This window comes from Pontibacter ummariensis (assembly GCF_900188175.1).
Taxonomy (GTDB): domain Bacteria; phylum Bacteroidota; class Bacteroidia; order Cytophagales; family Hymenobacteraceae; genus Pontibacter; species Pontibacter ummariensis.
In genome coordinates this window covers 159,684-177,888 of the sequence record NZ_FZOQ01000012.1, presented here as the reverse complement: position 1 = coordinate 177,888, position 18,205 = coordinate 159,684, and the positions used below count along the sequence as shown (strand labels likewise).

Annotated in this window: 17 protein-coding genes; 9 read left to right on the top strand and 8 right to left on the bottom strand. The window is 51.8% G+C overall.

Annotated features, from left to right (window positions below; genetic code table 11):
- Window positions 1–50: 50 nt before the first annotated feature.
- A complete protein-coding gene (locus CHB92_RS14170; protein ID WP_089319869.1) occupies window positions 51–821 on the bottom strand; it encodes a carboxypeptidase-like regulatory domain-containing protein in 771 nt (256 codons plus the stop codon).
- 164 nt (window positions 822–985) lie between these two features.
- Here CHB92_RS14170 and CHB92_RS14165 point away from each other — a divergent pair, with 164 nt between their 5' ends.
- Both CHB92_RS14165 and CHB92_RS14160 read left to right on the top strand, forming a co-directional pair.
- Complete coding sequence (locus tag CHB92_RS14165; protein ID WP_089319868.1) at window positions 986–1,441, top strand: hypothetical protein; 456 nt, start codon at window positions 986–988, stop codon at window positions 1,439–1,441.
- Window positions 1,442–1,539: 98 nt separating this feature from the next.
- The gene (locus CHB92_RS14160) at window positions 1,540–1,992 is read left to right on the top strand and encodes a hypothetical protein (RefSeq protein ID WP_089319867.1); all 453 of its coding nucleotides are present in this window, start codon (window positions 1,540–1,542) and stop codon (window positions 1,990–1,992) included.
- Between the two features lie 133 nt (window positions 1,993–2,125).
- Here CHB92_RS14160 and CHB92_RS14155 read toward each other — a convergent pair whose 3' ends face one another.
- Window positions 2,126–2,554, bottom strand: coding sequence for an acyl-CoA thioesterase (locus CHB92_RS14155; protein ID WP_089319866.1), 429 nt, complete (start codon window positions 2,552–2,554; stop codon window positions 2,126–2,128).
- A 164-nt stretch (window positions 2,555–2,718) separates the two neighbouring features.
- On the opposite strand from CHB92_RS14155, the gene mnmD reads away from it, so the two are divergent.
- The 3 genes from mnmD (at window position 2,719) to CHB92_RS14140 (ending at window position 5,122) form a co-directional block, all read left to right on the top strand.
- Window positions 2,719–3,396, top strand: a complete 678-nt coding sequence (gene mnmD / locus CHB92_RS14150; protein WP_089319865.1) for a tRNA (5-methylaminomethyl-2-thiouridine)(34)-methyltransferase MnmD — start codon at window positions 2,719–2,721, stop codon at window positions 3,394–3,396.
- Between the two features lie 52 nt (window positions 3,397–3,448).
- On the top strand, window positions 3,449–3,940 hold the full coding sequence (locus tag CHB92_RS14145) for a glutathione peroxidase (RefSeq protein WP_089319864.1): 492 nt from the start codon (window positions 3,449–3,451) through the stop codon (window positions 3,938–3,940).
- Between the two features lie 144 nt (window positions 3,941–4,084).
- A complete protein-coding gene (locus tag CHB92_RS14140; RefSeq protein WP_089319863.1) occupies window positions 4,085–5,122 on the top strand; it encodes an alpha/beta fold hydrolase in 1,038 nt (345 codons plus the stop codon).
- A gap of 167 nt (window positions 5,123–5,289) precedes the next feature.
- Here CHB92_RS14140 and CHB92_RS14135 read toward each other — a convergent pair whose 3' ends face one another.
- Complete coding sequence (locus CHB92_RS14135; RefSeq protein ID WP_089319862.1) at window positions 5,290–6,162, bottom strand: alpha/beta hydrolase; 873 nt, start codon at window positions 6,160–6,162, stop codon at window positions 5,290–5,292.
- 267 nt (window positions 6,163–6,429) lie between these two features.
- On the opposite strand from CHB92_RS14135, the gene CHB92_RS14130 reads away from it, so the two are divergent.
- Together CHB92_RS14130 and CHB92_RS14125 are read left to right on the top strand one after the other, a co-directional pair.
- Entirely contained in the window at window positions 6,430–6,726 is a 297-nt protein-coding gene (locus tag CHB92_RS14130; protein WP_089319861.1) for a hypothetical protein, read from the top strand.
- Between the two features lie 272 nt (window positions 6,727–6,998).
- A complete protein-coding gene (locus CHB92_RS14125) occupies window positions 6,999–7,997 on the top strand; it encodes an aldo/keto reductase (RefSeq protein WP_089319860.1) in 999 nt (332 codons plus the stop codon).
- Between the two features lie 107 nt (window positions 7,998–8,104).
- On the opposite strand, the gene CHB92_RS14120 is transcribed toward CHB92_RS14125, so the two are convergent.
- Window positions 8,105–8,920, bottom strand: a complete 816-nt coding sequence (locus CHB92_RS14120; protein WP_089319859.1) for an SDR family oxidoreductase — start codon at window positions 8,918–8,920, stop codon at window positions 8,105–8,107.
- Window positions 8,921–9,124: 204 nt separating this feature from the next.
- Between CHB92_RS14120 and CHB92_RS14115 the strand changes: the two genes are divergently transcribed.
- Both CHB92_RS14115 and fbp read left to right on the top strand, forming a co-directional pair.
- The gene (locus CHB92_RS14115; protein ID WP_089319858.1) at window positions 9,125–10,771 is read left to right on the top strand and encodes a UxaA family hydrolase; all 1,647 of its coding nucleotides are present in this window, start codon (window positions 9,125–9,127) and stop codon (window positions 10,769–10,771) included.
- A 140-nt stretch (window positions 10,772–10,911) separates the two neighbouring features.
- Entirely contained in the window at window positions 10,912–11,919 is a 1,008-nt protein-coding gene (gene fbp, locus CHB92_RS14110) for a class 1 fructose-bisphosphatase (RefSeq protein WP_089319857.1), read from the top strand.
- Window positions 11,920–12,323: 404 nt separating this feature from the next.
- Here fbp and CHB92_RS14100 read toward each other — a convergent pair whose 3' ends face one another.
- From CHB92_RS14100 to CHB92_RS14085, 4 genes are all read right to left on the bottom strand, one after another.
- Window positions 12,324–12,728 carry a VOC family protein gene (locus tag CHB92_RS14100; RefSeq protein ID WP_089319855.1) on the bottom strand — a complete coding sequence of 135 codons (405 nt, stop codon included), beginning with the start codon at window positions 12,726–12,728 and terminating at the stop codon, window positions 12,324–12,326.
- Between the two features lie 33 nt (window positions 12,729–12,761).
- Entirely contained in the window at window positions 12,762–13,991 is a 1,230-nt protein-coding gene (locus tag CHB92_RS14095; protein ID WP_245842585.1) for a dienelactone hydrolase family protein, read from the bottom strand.
- A gap of 237 nt (window positions 13,992–14,228) precedes the next feature.
- The gene (locus CHB92_RS14090; protein WP_089319854.1) at window positions 14,229–15,641 is read right to left on the bottom strand and encodes a pectate lyase family protein; all 1,413 of its coding nucleotides are present in this window, start codon (window positions 15,639–15,641) and stop codon (window positions 14,229–14,231) included.
- A 21-nt stretch (window positions 15,642–15,662) separates the two neighbouring features.
- The gene (locus CHB92_RS14085; protein WP_089319853.1) at window positions 15,663–18,143 is read right to left on the bottom strand and encodes a glycoside hydrolase family 95 protein; all 2,481 of its coding nucleotides are present in this window, start codon (window positions 18,141–18,143) and stop codon (window positions 15,663–15,665) included.
- Window positions 18,144–18,205: the final 62 nt, after the last annotated feature.

The window sequence follows — 18,205 nt, the reverse complement described above, 5'->3', positions numbered from 1 at the left end:
GGTGAGGGGCAATGCAAGAATGGGAGTGCTGTTTTTGCTGAGAAGGAGCTTTACGGCAAAATAAAGCTCTTTACGTTAGAACGGGCCGTACCATGGGCCGGGAAGATATAGCGGTCATACCCTTTTGCCTGATTGCTGTAGCGCAGAAGCATCTGGTTTCCAAGATAGGAGGCGATATAAACCTTATCCCCTGAAGCGAAGCCGTTTTGATAGAACGTCTTCACATCAATAGCCTGTGCCGCAGAGCTAGGATAGGAGGAGTTCCCTCCCAGGCAGCACTCTACTGCCCGGTACATAAAGTTGGTACTGGATACAGCAGGGTCTTTGCTAAAGTAAAGCCACTTGGACGCCACTACCCACTCTTCCGTAGCATACACAATACTTGTGTAGGGATACACCCAGTAACTGTTAATATTAGGTTGATGTTCAGTTCTGATAAAATCAACTGTCGTGCTACCCTGTGGCACTTCGGCCAATTTGGCAAACAACAAGGAGTCTACTGCGTTTAGGTGGTCAAACTTTAGGGAGTCAAAGCCGCCAAAGTTCTCTTTCCGGAAATTTATAATGTAGTCCCCTGTGGGGATCTGCCTGAAAGTAAACTCTCCTGTCGCATTAGTGGTGGTCGTAAACTTCTGGTCTCCTATAAGCGCCTCTACGGTTACGCCTGACCTGTCAGAAATTTCATCCCGATGCACATCAAACAGCCTTACTTTACCAGCAATGTCTCCTTTATGCCTCTCCACATCACTGTCCTTCTCGCAGGAAGCCAGACCAAGGATCGTCATTAAAGGCAGGACACGTAACAGGGAATTTACTTTCATAAAAAGGTGATCCAACAATGGTATTTTTTGCACTAAAGTAGCTAAAATTCAATCAACTATTTATATATTACTTATCTTATGTTGCAGGTCATTTTAAGCCTCTTTGATTTATGAATCGCTATTAGGACCTCTTGCAACGGTTAACACCCTATTTAAGCTGTTTCATGAAAAAGCTACACCTGTTGCCGCTACTGTTCTTATTTGCTCTTATGTCCTGTAAAAAGGAGGATAAAGAGGCAGCACCTTCCATAAATGAGCAAATAAAGGGCCGGTGGGATGTTATAAGAGACATACTCGTCTACTATGATAAAGACAACAGGGAAATTTACAGAAAGCCTTACGAAATAAGGATGGTGTTTACGTTTGACGGGACTGCTTACAGAGAATATATGGGCAGGTTTTCCCCTTATGAAGGCACTTACACCCTATCCTCTAATAATGGGAAAGACTACATCACGCTCCAAGGCTTGCCGAATAATCCAATCGAGGTAAAAGGTTTTTCAGAAACCAATATGTCGTGGATAATCGAGCACCAGGATAACATTTACCGGGACCCTGTTACTTACCAGGAGAAAACGGCACACCATGCGGTTTACATACTAGAGTTCGAAAGAAGGTAGTATTATGCTGCTGCTCTGTCGGCTCCCTTCTAATCGAAGGGACTACAGTTTGTAGCTAGTAATCAGTTAAAAGCTCAAAACCTAAATGCCCCATCCACATGAAACGACTGCCCCTGTTGTTCCTGCTGTTATGTTTAGTTATAAGCTCCTGCAAAAAGGAGGAGGCTGCTCCCCTAACCATAAACCAGCAGCTAAAGGGAAAATGGCTCCATTTTGCCCTAACATATAACCTCTACGATGAGAGCAACCAGCTGCTGCACTCCGAAAAAAGCGAGCATAAAACGGAGTTCGGTTTTGACGAATATGGAAACACGACGATGACCGATGCTTGGGGCACCGTCAGGAAAGACGCCTATACCCTTACAGAGAGTGGCGATAAGAACTTTATTAAGCTATTAACCATTGGGCCTCACCCACCCTTTGAGATCAAGACAATCTCTAAGTCTGATATGGTATGGGCTGTTGAGGTACCGAACGCAAGCTATTTTAGCAGCTCTGGCTGGACGACAGCACACCATGGCATCATAACCTATGAGTTTAAGAAGCGATAAGCAGAAACACAGCATACTCTCCTGTATATCGCTTTTATATGCAAATGCGCTCTACCTGGAATTCTCCTCAAGCCCCGAATGTCCTGTTTAGCTACAATAGCTTTGCTTGCTTAAGAACCTCGCATGCAACTACTTATGCTTTCGCTTCAATCTTTGCCTTAACTTCATCCGGCAGTGCCATCAGCTTCCGTTCTTTGTAGTTAAAGCACAACATGCCTGTTTTTGCCCGTGCAATTTCCTTTCCTTCCTGGTTGAGCACGTGGTAGGTGATATCGAAGCCGTACTTGTTCAGGTCGTCAAAAGCCAGTTGTATCGTCAACACATCGCCGTAAAAGCCTTCGCCTTTGTATTCGATGGCCACGTCGGCCATGATCAGGCTTGCCCCGCCCAGCTCCATCTCGCTGTAGCCGTAATGCTGCAACAATTGTAGCCGGGCCTCGTGCATAATCGAGAGCAAGGCATCGTTGCCCAGGTGAGCGCCATAGTTCAGGTCGGTGATACGTAGGGGAATAGTGGTCTGCAGGTGCGTGTGTTCGGGTATCGCTACTTTTACTCTTGCCATTTTATTTGTTGTTACGCCTGCTCCTTGGGCAAGCCCTTTGCACTGCCTTAACACAGGACAGACAGTCAGGAAACCATAAAAGCCTTTGCGCTAAAAATTTCTAAGGTCCCTGTATTGCAGCCAGTCCTGCACAATGCTTACATTTGTAAAGTAACGCAAAAAAGATGCACCTCGAAATACGACAAACGAAAGACGGCTCGAACACCCTGTATGTGCCCGAATTAAACGAGCACTACCACTCGGTGCATGGAGCGCTACAGGAGTCGCAGCATGTTTTTATAAAGCACGGGCTGGAGCACGTGCTACAGTCTAAGAAAGACATCAAAATACTGGAGGTTGGCTTCGGCACAGGGCTGAACGCCGTGCTTACCTTTCCGTTTGCACTGGCCCAGAAGGCCTTTATCCAGTACGACACGCTGGAGAAGTTCCCTCTTAGTGAAGAGCTGGTAAACCAGTTGCAGTTCGAGCAGGTGATCTTAAACCCCGAGCTACAGGACGTGTTTAAGCAGATGCACCAGGCCGATTGGAACGTACCGGTTGACCTGATCCCCTACTTTACCCTGCAGAAGATCCACGAGACACTGGAAGAGTTTGTGCCGCCACAGTCGTACTACGACCTGGTGTACTTTGACGCCTTTGCCCCTGAAAAGCAGCCGGAGCTCTGGACGGAGGCGATGTTCCGGAAGCTGTACCAGGCCACCCGCCCTGGCGGCGTGTTGGTTACGTACTGCGCCAAGGGCTCTTTTAAGCGCAGCCTGAAGGCCGCAGGCTTTGAAGTAGAAGCTCTGCCAGGCCCTCCGGGGAAACGCGAAATGACACGAGGCGTAAAACCAGTGGACTAATAAGCCTGGCACAAGCCCAGTTTAACTCTTACTATCCCTAAATCCTTTACCTATGGCATCGACGTTCTACCAGTTATCCGCAAAATCACTGCAAGGCAAAGAGGTTCCGATGGAGCATTTTAAGGGGAAGGTGGTACTGGTGGTAAATACGGCCAGCAAGTGTGGCCTCACGCCGCAGTACGAGGGGCTGGAGGCGCTGTACAAAAAACACAAAGACGAGGGCCTGGTTATACTCGGCTTCCCCTGTAATCAGTTTGGTCAGCAGGAACCGGGCGATGCTAGGGAAATTGAAGAAGGCTGCCTGATCAACTATGGGGTTAGCTTTCCGATGTTTGAGAAAGTAGACGTGAACGGGGACAGTGCCCACCCTGTGTTTAAGTACCTCAAGTCAGAGCTCGGCGGCCTGTTCGGCAGCCGTATCAAGTGGAACTTCACCAAATTTCTAATAGATGCGAATGGTAAGCCGGTGAAGCGGTTTGCCCCTATCACCAAGCCAGAGAAAATAGAACCGCGTATTGAAAAGCTGCTGGCACAGAAGCAGTAGGGAGCAAATAAGCCAGAAAGCACTTCCCGCTCCTTTGTCTGCCCTTCACTAACTTCTCCCCTTTCCTTACCTCTCGTCACCAGGTTTCCAAAACTGTAGGACCTGCTACCGTATACTTTTAAATACACCTCAAATGTATACGCTATGGAAATCAAACAAACTTTAAAGCAAAACCTTCATCTCTTCGTTGGCGGTGCGGCGGCCGGCTTAGCCATGGCTTTACCCCGAAATAACAGTTGGAAGTTACCGCTTACCACTATCGCCACCTTAGAACTAGGGCAGGGACTGCTAAAGTACAAATCCTCTTTGCAGGTACCCGCTGCTGATACAGACGACGTAGCTGCACCAGAAAACAGCTATACCGATGTAGTGGGCGACATTACCATGCGCTGGGAAGAACACGGCGACAGTGCTCCCGGCAGCCTGCCAGTCGTACTGGTGCATGGCATTCCCACGCATCCGCGGCTCTGGCGCTATGTTATTCCGAAAGTAGCCCGTGAGGGCATTCGCTGCTATGCCTGGGAACTGGTTGGCTTCGGCTGGTCGATGGAAGAAGGACTGGAACGGGACATCTCCGTGGCCAAGCAGGCAGAGTACCTGTACGCCTGGTTGCTGCACAAAGGCATTACCCAGGCCGTATTTGTAGGCCATGATCTAGGGGGAGGTGTGCTCCAGCGCTTGCTAAGCCAGCACCCCGAGCTCTGCATGGGTCTGACCTTAGTCGACTGTGTCGCCTACAGAAACTGGCCGGTAAAACTGGTACAAATAGCGCGCGCGATGAGTTCTCTGATAGAGAAGCTGCCGGCTCCGCTGCTAAAGCCTCTTTACCTGGCCGGTGTCATTAACTTGGGGCACGATAACGCTAAGCGCCGCTGGAGCTCTTATGCGTTACACTGGCAGCCCTACGCCCGGTCTGTTGGCCCCAAGGCCTTTGCTCACCAGCTACGCAACCTCGATTCGGATGATACGGCAGAGCTTGTAGGGCAACTGGCCAACATAGTAGCTCCCGCCCATGTTGTGTGGGGAGACGCCGACCCTCTGGGCATGACCTCCGGCGAGCAGCTGGCTACTGACCTTGGTGCCCCATTGACGCGCATACCAGGCGGCCGTCACTTTACCCCTGAAGATCATCCAACAGAAGTCGCCGCTGCGGTGAATTCTATCCTAAAACAGGTTGTATAAAAACATGTCCTTTTAGTAAAGCTACCACCTGCTAACGGCAACCACTATAACAGCCACCGCCTCCCAATACTAGCTGTGAGGCGGTGGCTGTTCTTTGTTAAGGGGCCAGAGGGCTTGCTGTTCGCGTAAGTTCTGTTTAAAAGTACGACTCTGGCGAGTGCACTAGCTTAGTGCTGGTGGAAAGCATCTGAAACGAACTCTAACACCGTAGGAAGCGCGGTGCGCCAGTAGGTCCAGTTATGACCGCCATCCCGCACCCGGAACTCATGCGGAATCTCCTGCTTGCGCATGGCAATATGCGCCAGAGAGTTCCCCTCGTACAGGAAGTCGTCGTCACCACAATCAATGTACCAGCGCACGGCCTTCTTCTGGTCCTCAGGCAGGTTACGGATCAACTCCAGGGCATTGTGGCGCTTATAGTGGGCCTCTACCTGGGCATCGGTTGCCATTACGGGTTTATTCCCGATTCGCTCCAGATACGCCTTGGCCTCGGCCAGCGAAAGAGCCCCCACAGAAGCACTAAGCGGACAGGCGGAAGAGAACAGCTCCGGATGATGCAGGGCATAGGTAAAGGTACCGCCGCCACCCATCGACAATCCGGCGACTGCACGGTAGCGCTTCTCTCCCTTGATGCGGTACTCCTTCTCGATGTAGGGCATGAACTCCTCGAAAAAAAAGTCCTCGTAGCGCCACTCGCCTGTCTCGTCATTGAAGTAGCCCCGCTGCCCCGTGTTCGCATCGGGCATCACGATCACCATCGGGGTGGCTTTGCCCTCGTTAATCGCCTTATCGGCTATGCGCAACACCTCGCCGAACTGCACCCATCCGGTCTGGTCGTCGCCGGCCCCGTGCAACAGGTACAACACAGGATAGCTGCGCTTAGAGGTATCATAGTCCGGCGGAAGGTAGATGGCGTACTTCCGGTTGTTGTCCTTCAGGATCTTGCTTTTCATGCTCAGGTTGTCGAACACGCGCCCGGTCTGGGCAAACAGCAAGGTGGGCAGCAGCATGAATGTGAGCGCCAGTAATGCCTTTTGCATAGTCTTTTGTTGTTAAATGTCGGGTTACACTACCTAAAGTAGCGAAGTTTCAGGTAACAATAAAAGTTTTGCACTTTACGTTTTAAGCTTACTACCTGGCCAAAGGCTTGTGCCGAGCCGAATCCAGCTTTTTCCCGTGTAAACGCACTTAATGCTCACGGTCAGGCAGTTACTCCTGAACTCAAAAAATAATACTTATTTTATCACATAAAAGAAATAAAGCTTTATCTTGCCCGGATAATAAGCTTGAGAACAAATAGAAACCACATGAAAAGATTACTCCAGAAAGTCATCAAGCCATTCCTTCCGAAGTACGAGGTAGTCTGCACCACCTACCAGGTGATCCCAGGCCTGCCGGTGAACGGCAACCAGCAAAAGCACACCTTCGAGAAAGGAGCCGCAGAGGAAGCACGCAAGTTTTATGTGAAAGTGGTAAACTCTGACATGACCAAGACAATGGCTCCCGTGGAAGTACACCTGAAGCGCCGTGGCAGAACCATTGAGAAGAAACACTTTGGCCCTGTAGAGGAGTTGAAGAAATTTAACGTTGTGTACAAAGGCTAAAGCCCTTCCTTACCTGATAAACGATAAGCCCTTCTGCAAACCAGAAGGGCTTATTTTTTCCACACTTACCTTAGCGGGGCCCAACGCTTTAGACGGTACTTAGACAACCCGCACAGAATCCGATTGTTCTTTAGGCATTGCTTCCTGTCCCGTTCGCAAACATATCCTGCCTTCAACCGTTTCTACTTAGTTTGAAGTTCTTTCTCAAACAGAGCCGGAAGGACAGAGACATGCACATTATATTTATTATATAAAACCGTAAGCAGACAGACATGGAATTCAGAAAACTAGGCACATCAGACCTGAACGTATCAGTGGTAACTTTTGGCGCTTGGGCAGCCGGTGGTTGGATGTGGGGTGGCACAGAGCGTAAAGATGCCGTGGAGGCCATCCGGGCTTCTTATGACCTGGGCGTTACCTCTATCGACACGGCCCCTATCTACGGGCAGGGCACCAGCGAAGAGATCGTGGGCGAAGCGATCAAGGGCATTCCACGAGACAAAGTACAGATCCTGACAAAATACGGCATGCGCTGGGACCTGAACAAAGGCGAGCTTGCCATGAAGAGCCAGGACAACAGTGGCAAAGAAATAGATGTGTATAAGTACGCAGGCCGCGACAGCATCATCAAAGAATGTGAAGACAGCCTGCGTCGCCTGGGCACCGATTATATCGACCTCTACCAGATTCACTGGCCAGATCCCACTACGCCTATCGAGGAAACGATGGAAACGGTAGCGCAACTGATCAAAGAAGGAAAAGTACGGCAGGCCGGCGTGTGTAACTACAATGTGGCACAGATGCAGGAGGCCGAGAAATACGTGAAGCTGGTGTCGAACCAGGTGCCCTACAGCATGGTAAAGCGCGACATAGAAGCAGACGTGGTGCCTTACTGCCTGGAGAACAACAAGTCCATTCTGGCTTACAGCCCACTGGAGCGCGGCCTGTTAACGGGCAAGATGAAGCCAGGCTATACGTTCAGCGAAGGCGACCACCGTGCCAACCTGTATTTCTTTAAAGACGATAACCTGAAGCGCACGGATGAGTTCCTGCAAAAGATAAAGCCGCTGGCCGACGAGAAGAACGCGACGCTGGCCCAACTGGTTATCCGCTGGACAGTAGAACAGCCAGGTATCACTATCGCCTTGGTGGGCGCCCGAAATGCGGCGCAGGCTACGCAAAATGCCAAGGCCATTCACGTGAAGCTGAGCCAGGACGAGATAAACTTTATCACAGAAGAGCTTAACAAGCTGGAGTTGGTAAAGGCATAAAGGCTAACCTTATGCTTTAGCAGAAAAAGGCAGTTGCTACGCTTTAGCAACTGCCTTTTTTATACACCCGTGCTAATTTTTCCTATCTCAATGCTACATTGTTACCCCTACACGCCACTAAAAGCACTGAACCCGCCATCCACAAGTAGCGTCTCCCCTGTTACAAATCTGGAGGCGTCACTCAACAGGTAGATCAGAGTTCCTGTCAGCTCCTCGGGGTTTCCCAGGCGCTGAAAAGGGGTGTTCGTCACAAACTTCTGGGCCCTGTCGGTATAGTTTCCTTCCTTGTCCAGCAGCAGGTTTCTGTTCTGCTCTGTCAGGAACACTCCCGGCGCTAAAGAATTCACCCGGATGCCGTCTCCGTAGCGTAAACCAAGCTCTACGGCCATCCATTTGGTGTAGGCATCAATCGCCGTTTTAGCCAGGGTGTAGCCTAATACTCTTGTTAAGGGGCGCTGCCCCGTAATGGAGGATATGTTCACAACAGAGCCTTTGCCCTTTTCGGCCATCACCTTTCCAAAGACCTGCGTGGGGATTACGGTGCCAAATAAGTTCAGGTCAACCGCCTGGCGGGTATCTTCTATTTTTGCTGCAAAAAGGTCCTGATCAGGGGAGATAGTAGCCCCCGGTATATTACCTCCGGCCGCGTTCACCAAGCCATCCACCGTACCCCATGTGCTTAGCACCTCCTCCCTGGCACGAACCATGGCTGTCTCGTCCAGCACGTCGCCCAGGACGGCTATTGCCTCTCCCCCAAAAGATTCTATTGCTGTAACACGGGCCATGGCACGCTCCCTGTTACGGCCCAGCACCGCCACTTTTGCCCCGGCTCTGGCGACAGCAAGGGCAAAGGCCTCTCCTAGCACACCGGTAGCCCCAGTAATCACCACTACTTTATCTTTCAATGAGAACTGCTCTAACATAACCTGTTTTGTTTATAAGATGTGAGATGAAAAAACAACTAGCCCGATTTTAGATAAAAGGCAGAAACCTTTTGTGCAACCGCGGGTACACCCTAAAAATAGGAGCTTTCTACTCAATATTTTTACCCTTTTAATTTCTGTTTCTCTAAATATTTTATATTATTTGCATAAGTGCAATCGATTGCACAGATAAGCCCTTTAACTATGTCACACAAGATACTAAAAGTACATCCAAACGATAATGTGCTGGTGGCACTTGCAGACCTGCTGGCCGGAGAAGCAATTGCTTATGATAGCGTAGCCCTTTCTTTGATCGAGGATATTCCGGCCAAGCATAAAATTGCGCAACAGGACATGGCCCCTGGAGAAGAGATTATCATGTACGGCACCCTCGTAGGCAAAGCGGTGGAGCTGATACCTGCTGGTGCCCGCATCTCTACCGAGAACGTGAAGCACCAGGCCTCCGCGTTTAGCGGCAAAACCAAGACGTTGGAGTGGCAGGCGCCTGATGTTTCTAAGTGGACCGATAAGACATTTATGGGCTATCACCGCGAGGACGGACAGGTGGGCACCGCGAACTATTGGTTGGTGATTCCGCTGGTATTCTGCGAAAACCGCAACGTTAACATCATCAAGCAAGCCTTTCTGGAAGAGCTGGGCTTTGGACGCCAGGACCTTTATAAGTCTTACGTACAGCAAATGGTAGCCCTGTACCAGGAGGGCAAGCTAGACGAAATTGAGCAACTTCCTTTGCAGGGCTATAGCAGTAACGCACAAAAGCGCCTGTTCGACAATATAGACGGTATTAAGTTCCTGACACACGAAGGAGGCTGTGGCGGCATCCGCCAGGACTCTGACGCCCTTTGCGCCCTGCTGGCCGGTTACATCCATAACCCTAACGTGGCCGGTGCCACTGTGCTGAGCCTGGGCTGCCAGAATGCCCAGACGTATATCCTGGAGGAAAAGCTAAGAGCCCTTAACCCCAACTTCTCTAAGCCCCTGATCGTTCTGGAGCAGCAGCAAGAAGGTACGGAGCAGGAGTTGCTGTCCCGGGCAATCAAGCAAACTTTCCTGGGCCTGGTAGAGGCAAACAAAGAAGAACGACAGCCGGCGCCGCTGAGCAAGCTGGTGATTGGCCTGGAGTGTGGTGGCTCCGATGGTTTCTCGGGTATTTCTGCCAACCCTACCGTAGGGCAGGCCTCTGACCTGGTCGTGGCCCTGGGCGGTAAGTCTATCCTGTCTGAGTTCCCCGAGCTTTGCGGCGTGGAGCAGGAACTAATCAACCGTTGCGTGGACGAAAAAGCCGCAGAACGCTTTGCCCACCTGATGCGGGCTTATGCCCATGCTGCCGAGGCTGTAGGCTCTGGTTTTGACATGAACCCTAGCCCGGGTAACATCAAAGACGGCCTGATCACAGATGCCATCAAATCGGCAGGGGCCGCAAAAAAAGGGGGCACCTCTCCTGTGGTAGATGTGCTGGATTATACCGAGTATGTGACCAAGCCAGGCTTAACACTGCTCTGTACCCCTGGTAACGACGTAGAAAGCACAACGGCCATGGCAGGCTCGGGCGCCAACATCATCCTTTTCACAACGGGTTTGGGCACGCCAACGGGTAACCCGGTTACCCCTGTTATCAAGGTATCCTCTAACACCAAGTTAGCGCAGCGCATGCCGGATATCATTGATGTAGACACCGGGCCTGTGATCGCCGGAGAGAAAACCATTGAGGAAATGGGCGCCGAGATGCTGGACTTTATCATAGAGGTAGCCAGTGGCAACATCAAAACAAAGGCGCAGCAGCTCGACCAGGACGATTTTATCCCCTGGAAGAGAGGCATTTCGCTATAAGCAAGGGAACTACTGACAGGTTAGCGCTACTTTTTATGGCCAGGCCTGTCAGCTCAAGAGCACGTGCCACAGGAAGAAAAGACAACTGAGCCAAAGCTCCGTATCGGGTTTGATATCGCTAACACTATAACGGACATAACATGAAGGACGAACTGGCATTACCTGTAGGCACCACACTCGACAGGTTCATTATGCGAAAGCAGGAGGACTTTCCCTTTGCCACCGGAGAACTGTCGCAACTGCTACGGGATATTGCGCTGGCCGCAAAAATTGTGAACAGGGAGATTAACAGGGCCGGCTTACTGGGGATTACAGGTGCTTACGGCCAGCAGAACGTACAGGGCGAGGAACAGCAGAAACTGGACGTAATCGCTAACATCAGGTTCATCCGGGCCCTGCGCAATGGCGGCGAAGTTTGTACCATTATCTCTGAAGAGGAGGACGGGGTGATACAGACAGGCAATACCAAGGGCAAGTACATTGTCGCGATGGACCCGCTGGACGGTTCTTCCAACATTGACGTGAACGTGGCGATCGGTACGATCTTCTCCATTTACAGAAGGCTGTCTGATACAGGCGAGGACGGCACCCTGGAAGACTGCCTGCAAAACGGCACCAGACAAGTAGCAGCCGGTTATGTGATTTATGGCTCTTCTACCATGTTGGTTTATACCACAGGGTGTGGTGTAAACGGCTTTACGTACGAGCCCTCGCTTGGCGAGTTCTTCCTGTCCCACCCGGACATAAAGATTCCGCGTACAGGCAGGATCTACTCCTGCAACGAAGGCAATGTGCACAGCTTCCCCGATGGTATCAAGGGCTATCTGAACTACTGCAAAGAGCAGAATTATTCAGCACGCTATATTGGCTCGCTGGTCGCTGACTTCCACCGAAACCTGTTAAAGGGCGGGATCTACCTTTATCCGCCTACAGCCAAGTCTCCTAACGGTAAATTGCGGTTGGTGTACGAGTGCAATGCCCTGGCGCTGCTCATAGAGCAAGCCGGAGGAAAAGCCACCGACGGTTCAGAACGCATACTGGACAAGGACCCTGTAGAACTTCACCAACGCTGCCCACTGGTAATCGGCTCTCCCGACATGGTGGATAAAGTAGAAGAATTTATGACGGCTGAACTGGCAGCTGTATAAGAAGCTTTAAAATTAAAACAGCAACGGCAGCAAGGTGGCTAAGTTAACGGCATTGCCCCCAGCCCCTTCTTGGAGCTAAACTTGTAGGGAAAAACGGTAAGGCCTTTCATAACTGATTTTTAAAGAAAGTCCCAGCGCGGCAACCTGCTAACAGTTGTCCTTAATATGTCGCTCCGCTGGAGCTCAGAAGGATTCGGAAGTGGGTCTACAAACATATTGCCTGTTGGGGCTAAAAGGCATGACGAACTTTCCCTACAAGATAAAAACCAGGGAGGGAAATAAGCTTAGCGCACAAGAACCAATTGATATAGGTATTATCAGAAAGTATATGCAAGGGTTTGCTACGGCTCCGCTAAGGTTTTTTAGCCCAAGCTGGGCGGCAGGCTTCGTACATTTTCTGGTGGTTAAGCTTTAACCTCTTCTGCCTTTAGCATGGGCACGCCTCGCTTGCAAAGCTGTACGGCCAGGCCCCAGGGGTCGCGAAGCATAACCAGGTGAGAGCCGTCCTCCAGTTTCTGGTCTGAAGCCAGACTTGCACCCGCTTGCAGCAAGCGCGCTCTGTCTTTATCCGGGTCCTCCGACACAAAGGCCAGGTGCACCAGCAGTGGGTTCATCTCCCGGTAGGGTGGCACTTCGTTGGCCGGGTTTCGGTAGACCTCGATCATAATTCTGCCGCTATCATCGGCCAGAAAAGTAGTATAAGGTGCTTCCTCCATTTGCCGCACCACTTGCAGGCCCAGGTGCTCGACGTACCAAATAGCCATGGCCAAAGGGGCTTCTACATTCAATGCAAAGTGTTCTAGTTTCATAAGGTCAGGATAGTGTTGAAAGAGGCAGTTGTTTTACTTCAGCCACTTCTCCAGCCAAGCCATGGCATCTTCCTGCATTTCGATCGTCATGGAATGGGGCTCGTCATAATACCTGGCGGTGAACTTATCCGGCGCTTTCATTCTGCTGTAAACCCCCGCCAACTTTTGCTCAGCTGCCTGCATGCCCGCTATACTGAAAAGCTTGTCCTGCCTGCAGTTCATCACCATAAGCGGGCGCGGGGCATTCAACGAGGCTACGTCTGGCAAATCCAGGAATTCGTTCTGCCGTGGTACGTACATCATCCAGGTGTGGTGCGCGTGCTGCTGTAGCATCTCTTCATACGTAGTAGAAAAGGCAGCCACTACCCCCGTTTTTATTCTCGGGTCGAGCCCAAATAAGTACGTACTGCGCAAGCCGCCCAGGGAGAGCCCGACGCAGCCAATCCGCTCCGGGTCTACCTCAGGGCGGGATAGCAGGAAGTCCACCGCTACCCTGTCGTTTTGGGCGATGATGCCGAGCCAGGTAGTACCCGAGGCAAGGATGGTTTTGTTCATCGCTACTTCGTTTAGGCCTGCCACCTGCTTGTTAAATGTCCTGATACGCTCGCTTTCTTCTACCCCCTCGACCTTCTCGAAGTATCCTTTCGAATTTACCAGTTGCGCCGGGTTTATCTTTTGGGAACCGAAGTAAATGGCATCCGGGCAAAGCACCACAAAACCGCGTTTGGCCAGCTCATCAGCATAGTACCTCCCCTCGTACAGGTCTTGCACGTACGCTTTGAGTATGTCCGGTTGATTGTCTGTATAAGTGTGCTTCTCTTTACCGAAGTAGTAGAAGCCCCCATGGTCATGCAGGGCGATCACGGCGGGTGTGGGCTTAGTCAGGTTATCCGGCACCAATAAGAAGGCCTCTGTTTTCTGCAGCGCATTCAGGTTGTACCGGACCAGGTACTGCGTATAACCATCCCGTTTAGTAGTGCTGAGGATCTCGGTGTTCAGCGGGGCCTTTTCAGGTTCAAAAGCCAGCAGTTCCTGTAGTTTTGCTCTCCCGACTTTCCGCCACTTTTCGGTGTGCTTCCAATCCTTTGCCAGGTAAGACAAGCTAGGGCTGCGTTTGCCCGCATAGGCATCCAGCAAGGGGTAAAAGTTAGCCACGTCCGAGGTAACCTGTTGGGCATAACCCGCACGACAGGCGAGGGCAAGCATAAAGCTCAGAGCAAGGCTTCTGACGAAAGTATAAGTACGGGAAGAATTACTGTGCATGTTCAGGGTAAAGTTTGAGACTCCAAACAGTTGTTTTAGGAGTTCACCTGCAGCTTTAGAAGGCTATCCAAGTGTATTTTAAGGTTGATGTGTCACTTTCATAAGGCAGGTGTCAGCGGCTGTAAGGCTTTCTGTTGTTACGCCCAATAATCCAGCAGGCCATCTTTGTGTTAGTCGCCTCCAGTCTTTTGTTTTGGTTGGCTCGTCCATTTTGGCTCTAACCAGCACAGCAGGTTTCTACTCCACTAAGCTGTTTAAGTAAACTTCCAGAAAAGTATAAGGCGTACCTTTTTTATAGTAGAGGGCATCTTTGGGCTCCTTCGGGTTCAGGCCGTGCTGGTTTTCCCAGGCATCCGCCATGCCGTCCTTGTCTGCATCCACTGGCGCCGCTTCGGATAGTAGTTCTGGCCAGCCCCCCACTTCTTCCTGTGAATCGATAATGCCATTGCTGTTCTTCCCATAAGCACCTGTGCCTGCTCTTACATCGGCTACTATTCGAGCATCCACGGCATCGCGCTGGAGGCTGGCACCTGCTTTATTCAGCACTTCCTCATAGGCAGCAGTCGCACTTTGCTCGGGTATGGCTGTTGCCGCAAAAGCCTGTTCTGCTTTCACCTCGCTGGCAGTCGCGCCCTGTACGCCCCCGTTCCAGTTGTCGGCACTCACCGTGGCGTTGCCCGCCACATAATTGCCCGTTACATAAAACTTCCCGTAAGGGCTGGAAGGGTTAATGATTCGGCTGCTCTTTGAGGAAGAGGTGGCCGGGCCCGCTTTGTAGTAATTGTTCACCATGTTCTGGTTGCCTTCCTCTCCCCCATAAGAACTGTTGCCACTCCAGTTATAGATCACGTTGTTTCGGAAGTCCACGATCTCTTTTGTAGGCTGGCCGTGGTAGCGCGAACCATTAAAGCGGGGGTTACGGCTGTTGTGGTGCGCCAACAGGTTATGGTGGAACGAAGCACCCATACCACCCCAGATGCCCCCGTAACCATGCGCCCCTTTGGTATGCACCGACTCGTTCAGGCTCTCCGAAATAATGCTCCACTGCAGCGTGAAGTTCTCGTTGTCATAAAAAGAAGCGACCTCATCCGTAGCCCAACTAATGGAGCAGTGGTCGATCATAATGCCCTTCTGGCCTTTCCCACTAAAGGCATCGCCTTCCACGCCTTTAGTGTCTCCCATCCGGAAGCGTATATAACGCACAATCACGTTATCAGCAGCCAAGGTAACCGGATAGTTGCGCAGGCAAATGCCCTCACCCGGGGCAGACTGCCCGGCAATGGTGAGGTCTCCGTTGCGAATCGTAAGCGAAGATTTGAGATCGATGGTGCCAGAGACAGCGAAGACAATCGTACGGGCCCCATAGGCATTGATGGCCTCCCGCAGGCTGCCAGCACCGGAATCGTTCAGGTTCGAGACGATGTATACTTTCCCCCCTCTGCCGCCGGTAGTCATTTTGCCAAATCCCTCTGCCCCCGGAAAGGCGATCGCCTCTCCTTCCGGTCTGGTATTCGGGCTGATGTCACTTACCGGCTCTGGCTGCGGGTCGTCTGTTCCCGCCTCATCGCCCTTTCCCGAGCAAGCCAGCAGGCTGCCTGCCAGGCAGAAGGAGAGTACTAGTTTTGCCCTACTTCTCTTTAACATATGCATATCTTCTGCTTTTGTAGCTGTTTATTTTAAAACTAAACGGTAGGTCTTCCCTTTCCCGGTTGGCAAATCATACGCCAGCACATCCACTGCAGCAACGGCCTCTACATCCATGTTGCTGTTTATAATTGGCTTTTTGATGTTTGCCTGCTGGTAAAAGAAGTTAGGATTCTCTCCTTCGGCCCGTTTCAGCTCCCCTTTTCCGGCTAAGGCCAAAGGTGCTGCTGTTCTGATGCGGCAGTTGCCACCGAGCGTAGAAGTTATCGCCAGTGTCTTGACTCTGCCATTCTCCCAGCTCATATCCACTATAAAACCGCCTCTTGCCACCAGACCTTTCACATCTCCGGAAGGCCAGGCATCGGGCAGCGCCGGCAAGAGGTGCAAGGCGCCATCATGGCTTTGCACCAGCATTTCAGCCATGCCGGAGGTACAACCGAAGTTACCATCGATCTGGAAGGGCGGGTGCGCGTCGAACAGGTTCGGGTAGGTGCCGCCGCCTTCTCCTTTATCTGCGTATCCGGCTGGTGTCAGTTGGTCCTGGATGAGCTTATAAGCACGGTTACCGTCCAGCAGCCTTGCCCACAGGTTCACTTTCCAGCCCATCGACCAGCCGGTGGATTTATCGCCCCGGTATACCAGGGAGGTTCGGGCAGCATCAAACAGTTGAGGGTGGCTGAAAGGCGAAACCTGGTTGCTCGGGAACAGGCCGTAGAGGTGCGACACGTGGCGGTGCTTATCATCGGTTCTGTCCCAATCCTGCATCCACTCCTGCAGTTGTCCGTGCTGGCCCACCTGCATTGGCGGTAGTCTGTCGCGCATCATCCTCAGGCTGTCGGCAAAGGTTTTGTCTTGGCCCAGCACCTCTGAGGCGCGGATGAGGTTGGAGAATGTGTCAAACACCAGCTGGTTGTCCATGGTGGTGCCGGCGGCAATGGATACACCGCTCTCGTGCTTGTTCTCCGGCGACATGGATGGCACAACTACCAGCCATCTGTGCTCCGGCTCCTCCTGTAGCACATCAGCGTAAAACAGGGCGGCGCCCTTCAACACCGGGTACATCTCCTGCAGAAACTTTTGATCGCCCGTAAAGAGGTAGTGCTGCCAGATATGCTGCGTAAGCCAGGCCCCACCCATCGGCCAGAGTCCATAAAAAGCCCCGTCAATAGGTCCGGTCATGCGCCAGATGTCGGTGTTGTGGTGCATGTTCCAACCCCGGGCCTTATACATCACACGGGCACTCTCCCGTCCTGTCTCCGACAGATCCTTGATCATGGCGAAAAGCGGCTGGTGCATCTCCGCCAGATTAGTCACCTCAGCTGGCCAGTAATTCATCTCTGTGTTGATATTGACGGTATACTTGCTGTCCCAGGGCGGGGCGACTTTATCGTTCCAGATGCCCTGCAGGTTGGCCGGTTGTGTGCCGGGCTGTGAGCTGGAGATGAGCAGGTAACGTCCGAACTGGAAGTAGAGTGCCGCCAGGTGCGGATCCTTGCCCGAGGCGAAAGCGGCCAGCCGTTCATCAGTGGGCTTCTCTACCGCCTCCGTCACACCCAAATGAAGCGACACCCGGTCAAAGTACTTTTGATAGCTATCGATGTGTGCCTGGCGGGCTTTTTCATACTTCTTCCTGGTAGCATCAGTCAGGAACTTTGCCGTTCTCTCTGCTTCGTTTCCGCTCAGGTCGTGGTAGCTTTTAAAATTAGTGCCCATGGAAACGTAGATGATGGCCTCGTCTGCGCCAGCGATGTCCAGTGCGTTTTCTTGCATAGATACTTTGCCGCCTTTTACCATGGGCTGCACCTGTGCCTGGAAATTCACTTTCCCCTTCTTGTTATCCACATCCCCGGACGTGCCACGCAGCACCAGTTGATTTTGCGCCGCCTTTACCTCGTGCTTCAGCTGTGGGCTGTCCATGCTCAGGGTACAGGTAATGCTCTTAGGCTTATCGGCGGTAAGCCGGATGATGATGACCTCGTCCGGGAAAGAAGAAAATATCTCCCGGGTGTAAGTCACGCCACTTACTTTGTAAGAAACAGAGGCGATGGCCTGCTCAATGTTCAGGTCACGGTAATAGGCTGTGGCGGATTCATGGCCTGGAAAGGAAAGGTATAAGTCGCCCACTGGCTGGTAAGGCATTCCATAGTTGAGGTGTGCGGGGGCGTGGCGCGGCACCCGCTCCAGGGCGAGGTCATGCGCTTCTTTATACTTACCCTCAAAGATCAGTCTTCTGATCTCGGGCAGAGCGCTGTTCAGAGCCTCGTTTACGTTGTTACCCGGTTCCCCGGCCCACACTGTTTCTTCGTTCAGCTGCAAATGCTCCCGTGCCGGTGTACCGAACACCATTGCCCCAATGCGCCCGTTCCCGATAGGCAGTGCCTCATTCCAGTTGGCGGCGGGCTCATCATACCACAGCTTCAGGGCCGTTTTGCCGGGTGACTGTGCAAAAGTGCCGTGGCACAACAGGCACAGGACTAGGAGGAGGAGTTTAGGACTGCTGTTCATCATGTTTTTGTATTACTAAGACACTGCAGCCAGGGACTCGTCTCTCTACAGTGAAGTATAAACTA

Excerpts from the sequence above, each read along its gene's own strand:
- CHB92_RS14170 (WP_089319869.1), bottom strand. The coding sequence starts at position 821 with ATGAAAGTAAATTCCCTGTTACGTGTCCTGCCTTTAATGACGATCCTT.
- CHB92_RS14165 (WP_089319868.1), top strand. The coding sequence starts at position 986 with ATGAAAAAGCTACACCTGTTGCCGCTACTGTTCTTATTTGCTCTTATG.
- CHB92_RS14160 (WP_089319867.1), top strand. The coding sequence starts at position 1,540 with ATGAAACGACTGCCCCTGTTGTTCCTGCTGTTATGTTTAGTTATAAGC.
- CHB92_RS14155 (WP_089319866.1), bottom strand. The coding sequence starts at position 2,554 with ATGGCAAGAGTAAAAGTAGCGATACCCGAACACACGCACCTGCAGACC.
- mnmD (WP_089319865.1), top strand. The coding sequence starts at position 2,719 with ATGCACCTCGAAATACGACAAACGAAAGACGGCTCGAACACCCTGTAT.
- CHB92_RS14145 (WP_089319864.1), top strand. The coding sequence starts at position 3,449 with ATGGCATCGACGTTCTACCAGTTATCCGCAAAATCACTGCAAGGCAAA.
- CHB92_RS14140 (WP_089319863.1), top strand. The coding sequence starts at position 4,085 with ATGGAAATCAAACAAACTTTAAAGCAAAACCTTCATCTCTTCGTTGGC.
- CHB92_RS14135 (WP_089319862.1), bottom strand. The coding sequence starts at position 6,162 with ATGCAAAAGGCATTACTGGCGCTCACATTCATGCTGCTGCCCACCTTG.
- CHB92_RS14130 (WP_089319861.1), top strand. The coding sequence starts at position 6,430 with ATGAAAAGATTACTCCAGAAAGTCATCAAGCCATTCCTTCCGAAGTAC.
- CHB92_RS14125 (WP_089319860.1), top strand. The coding sequence starts at position 6,999 with ATGGAATTCAGAAAACTAGGCACATCAGACCTGAACGTATCAGTGGTA.
- CHB92_RS14120 (WP_089319859.1), bottom strand. The coding sequence starts at position 8,920 with ATGTTAGAGCAGTTCTCATTGAAAGATAAAGTAGTGGTGATTACTGGG.
- CHB92_RS14115 (WP_089319858.1), top strand. The coding sequence starts at position 9,125 with ATGTCACACAAGATACTAAAAGTACATCCAAACGATAATGTGCTGGTG.
- fbp (WP_089319857.1), top strand. The coding sequence starts at position 10,912 with ATGAAGGACGAACTGGCATTACCTGTAGGCACCACACTCGACAGGTTC.
- CHB92_RS14100 (WP_089319855.1), bottom strand. The coding sequence starts at position 12,728 with ATGAAACTAGAACACTTTGCATTGAATGTAGAAGCCCCTTTGGCCATG.
- CHB92_RS14095 (WP_245842585.1), bottom strand. The coding sequence starts at position 13,991 with ATGCACAGTAATTCTTCCCGTACTTATACTTTCGTCAGAAGCCTTGCT.
- CHB92_RS14090 (WP_089319854.1), bottom strand. The coding sequence starts at position 15,641 with ATGCATATGTTAAAGAGAAGTAGGGCAAAACTAGTACTCTCCTTCTGC.
- CHB92_RS14085 (WP_089319853.1), bottom strand. The coding sequence starts at position 18,143 with ATGATGAACAGCAGTCCTAAACTCCTCCTCCTAGTCCTGTGCCTGTTG.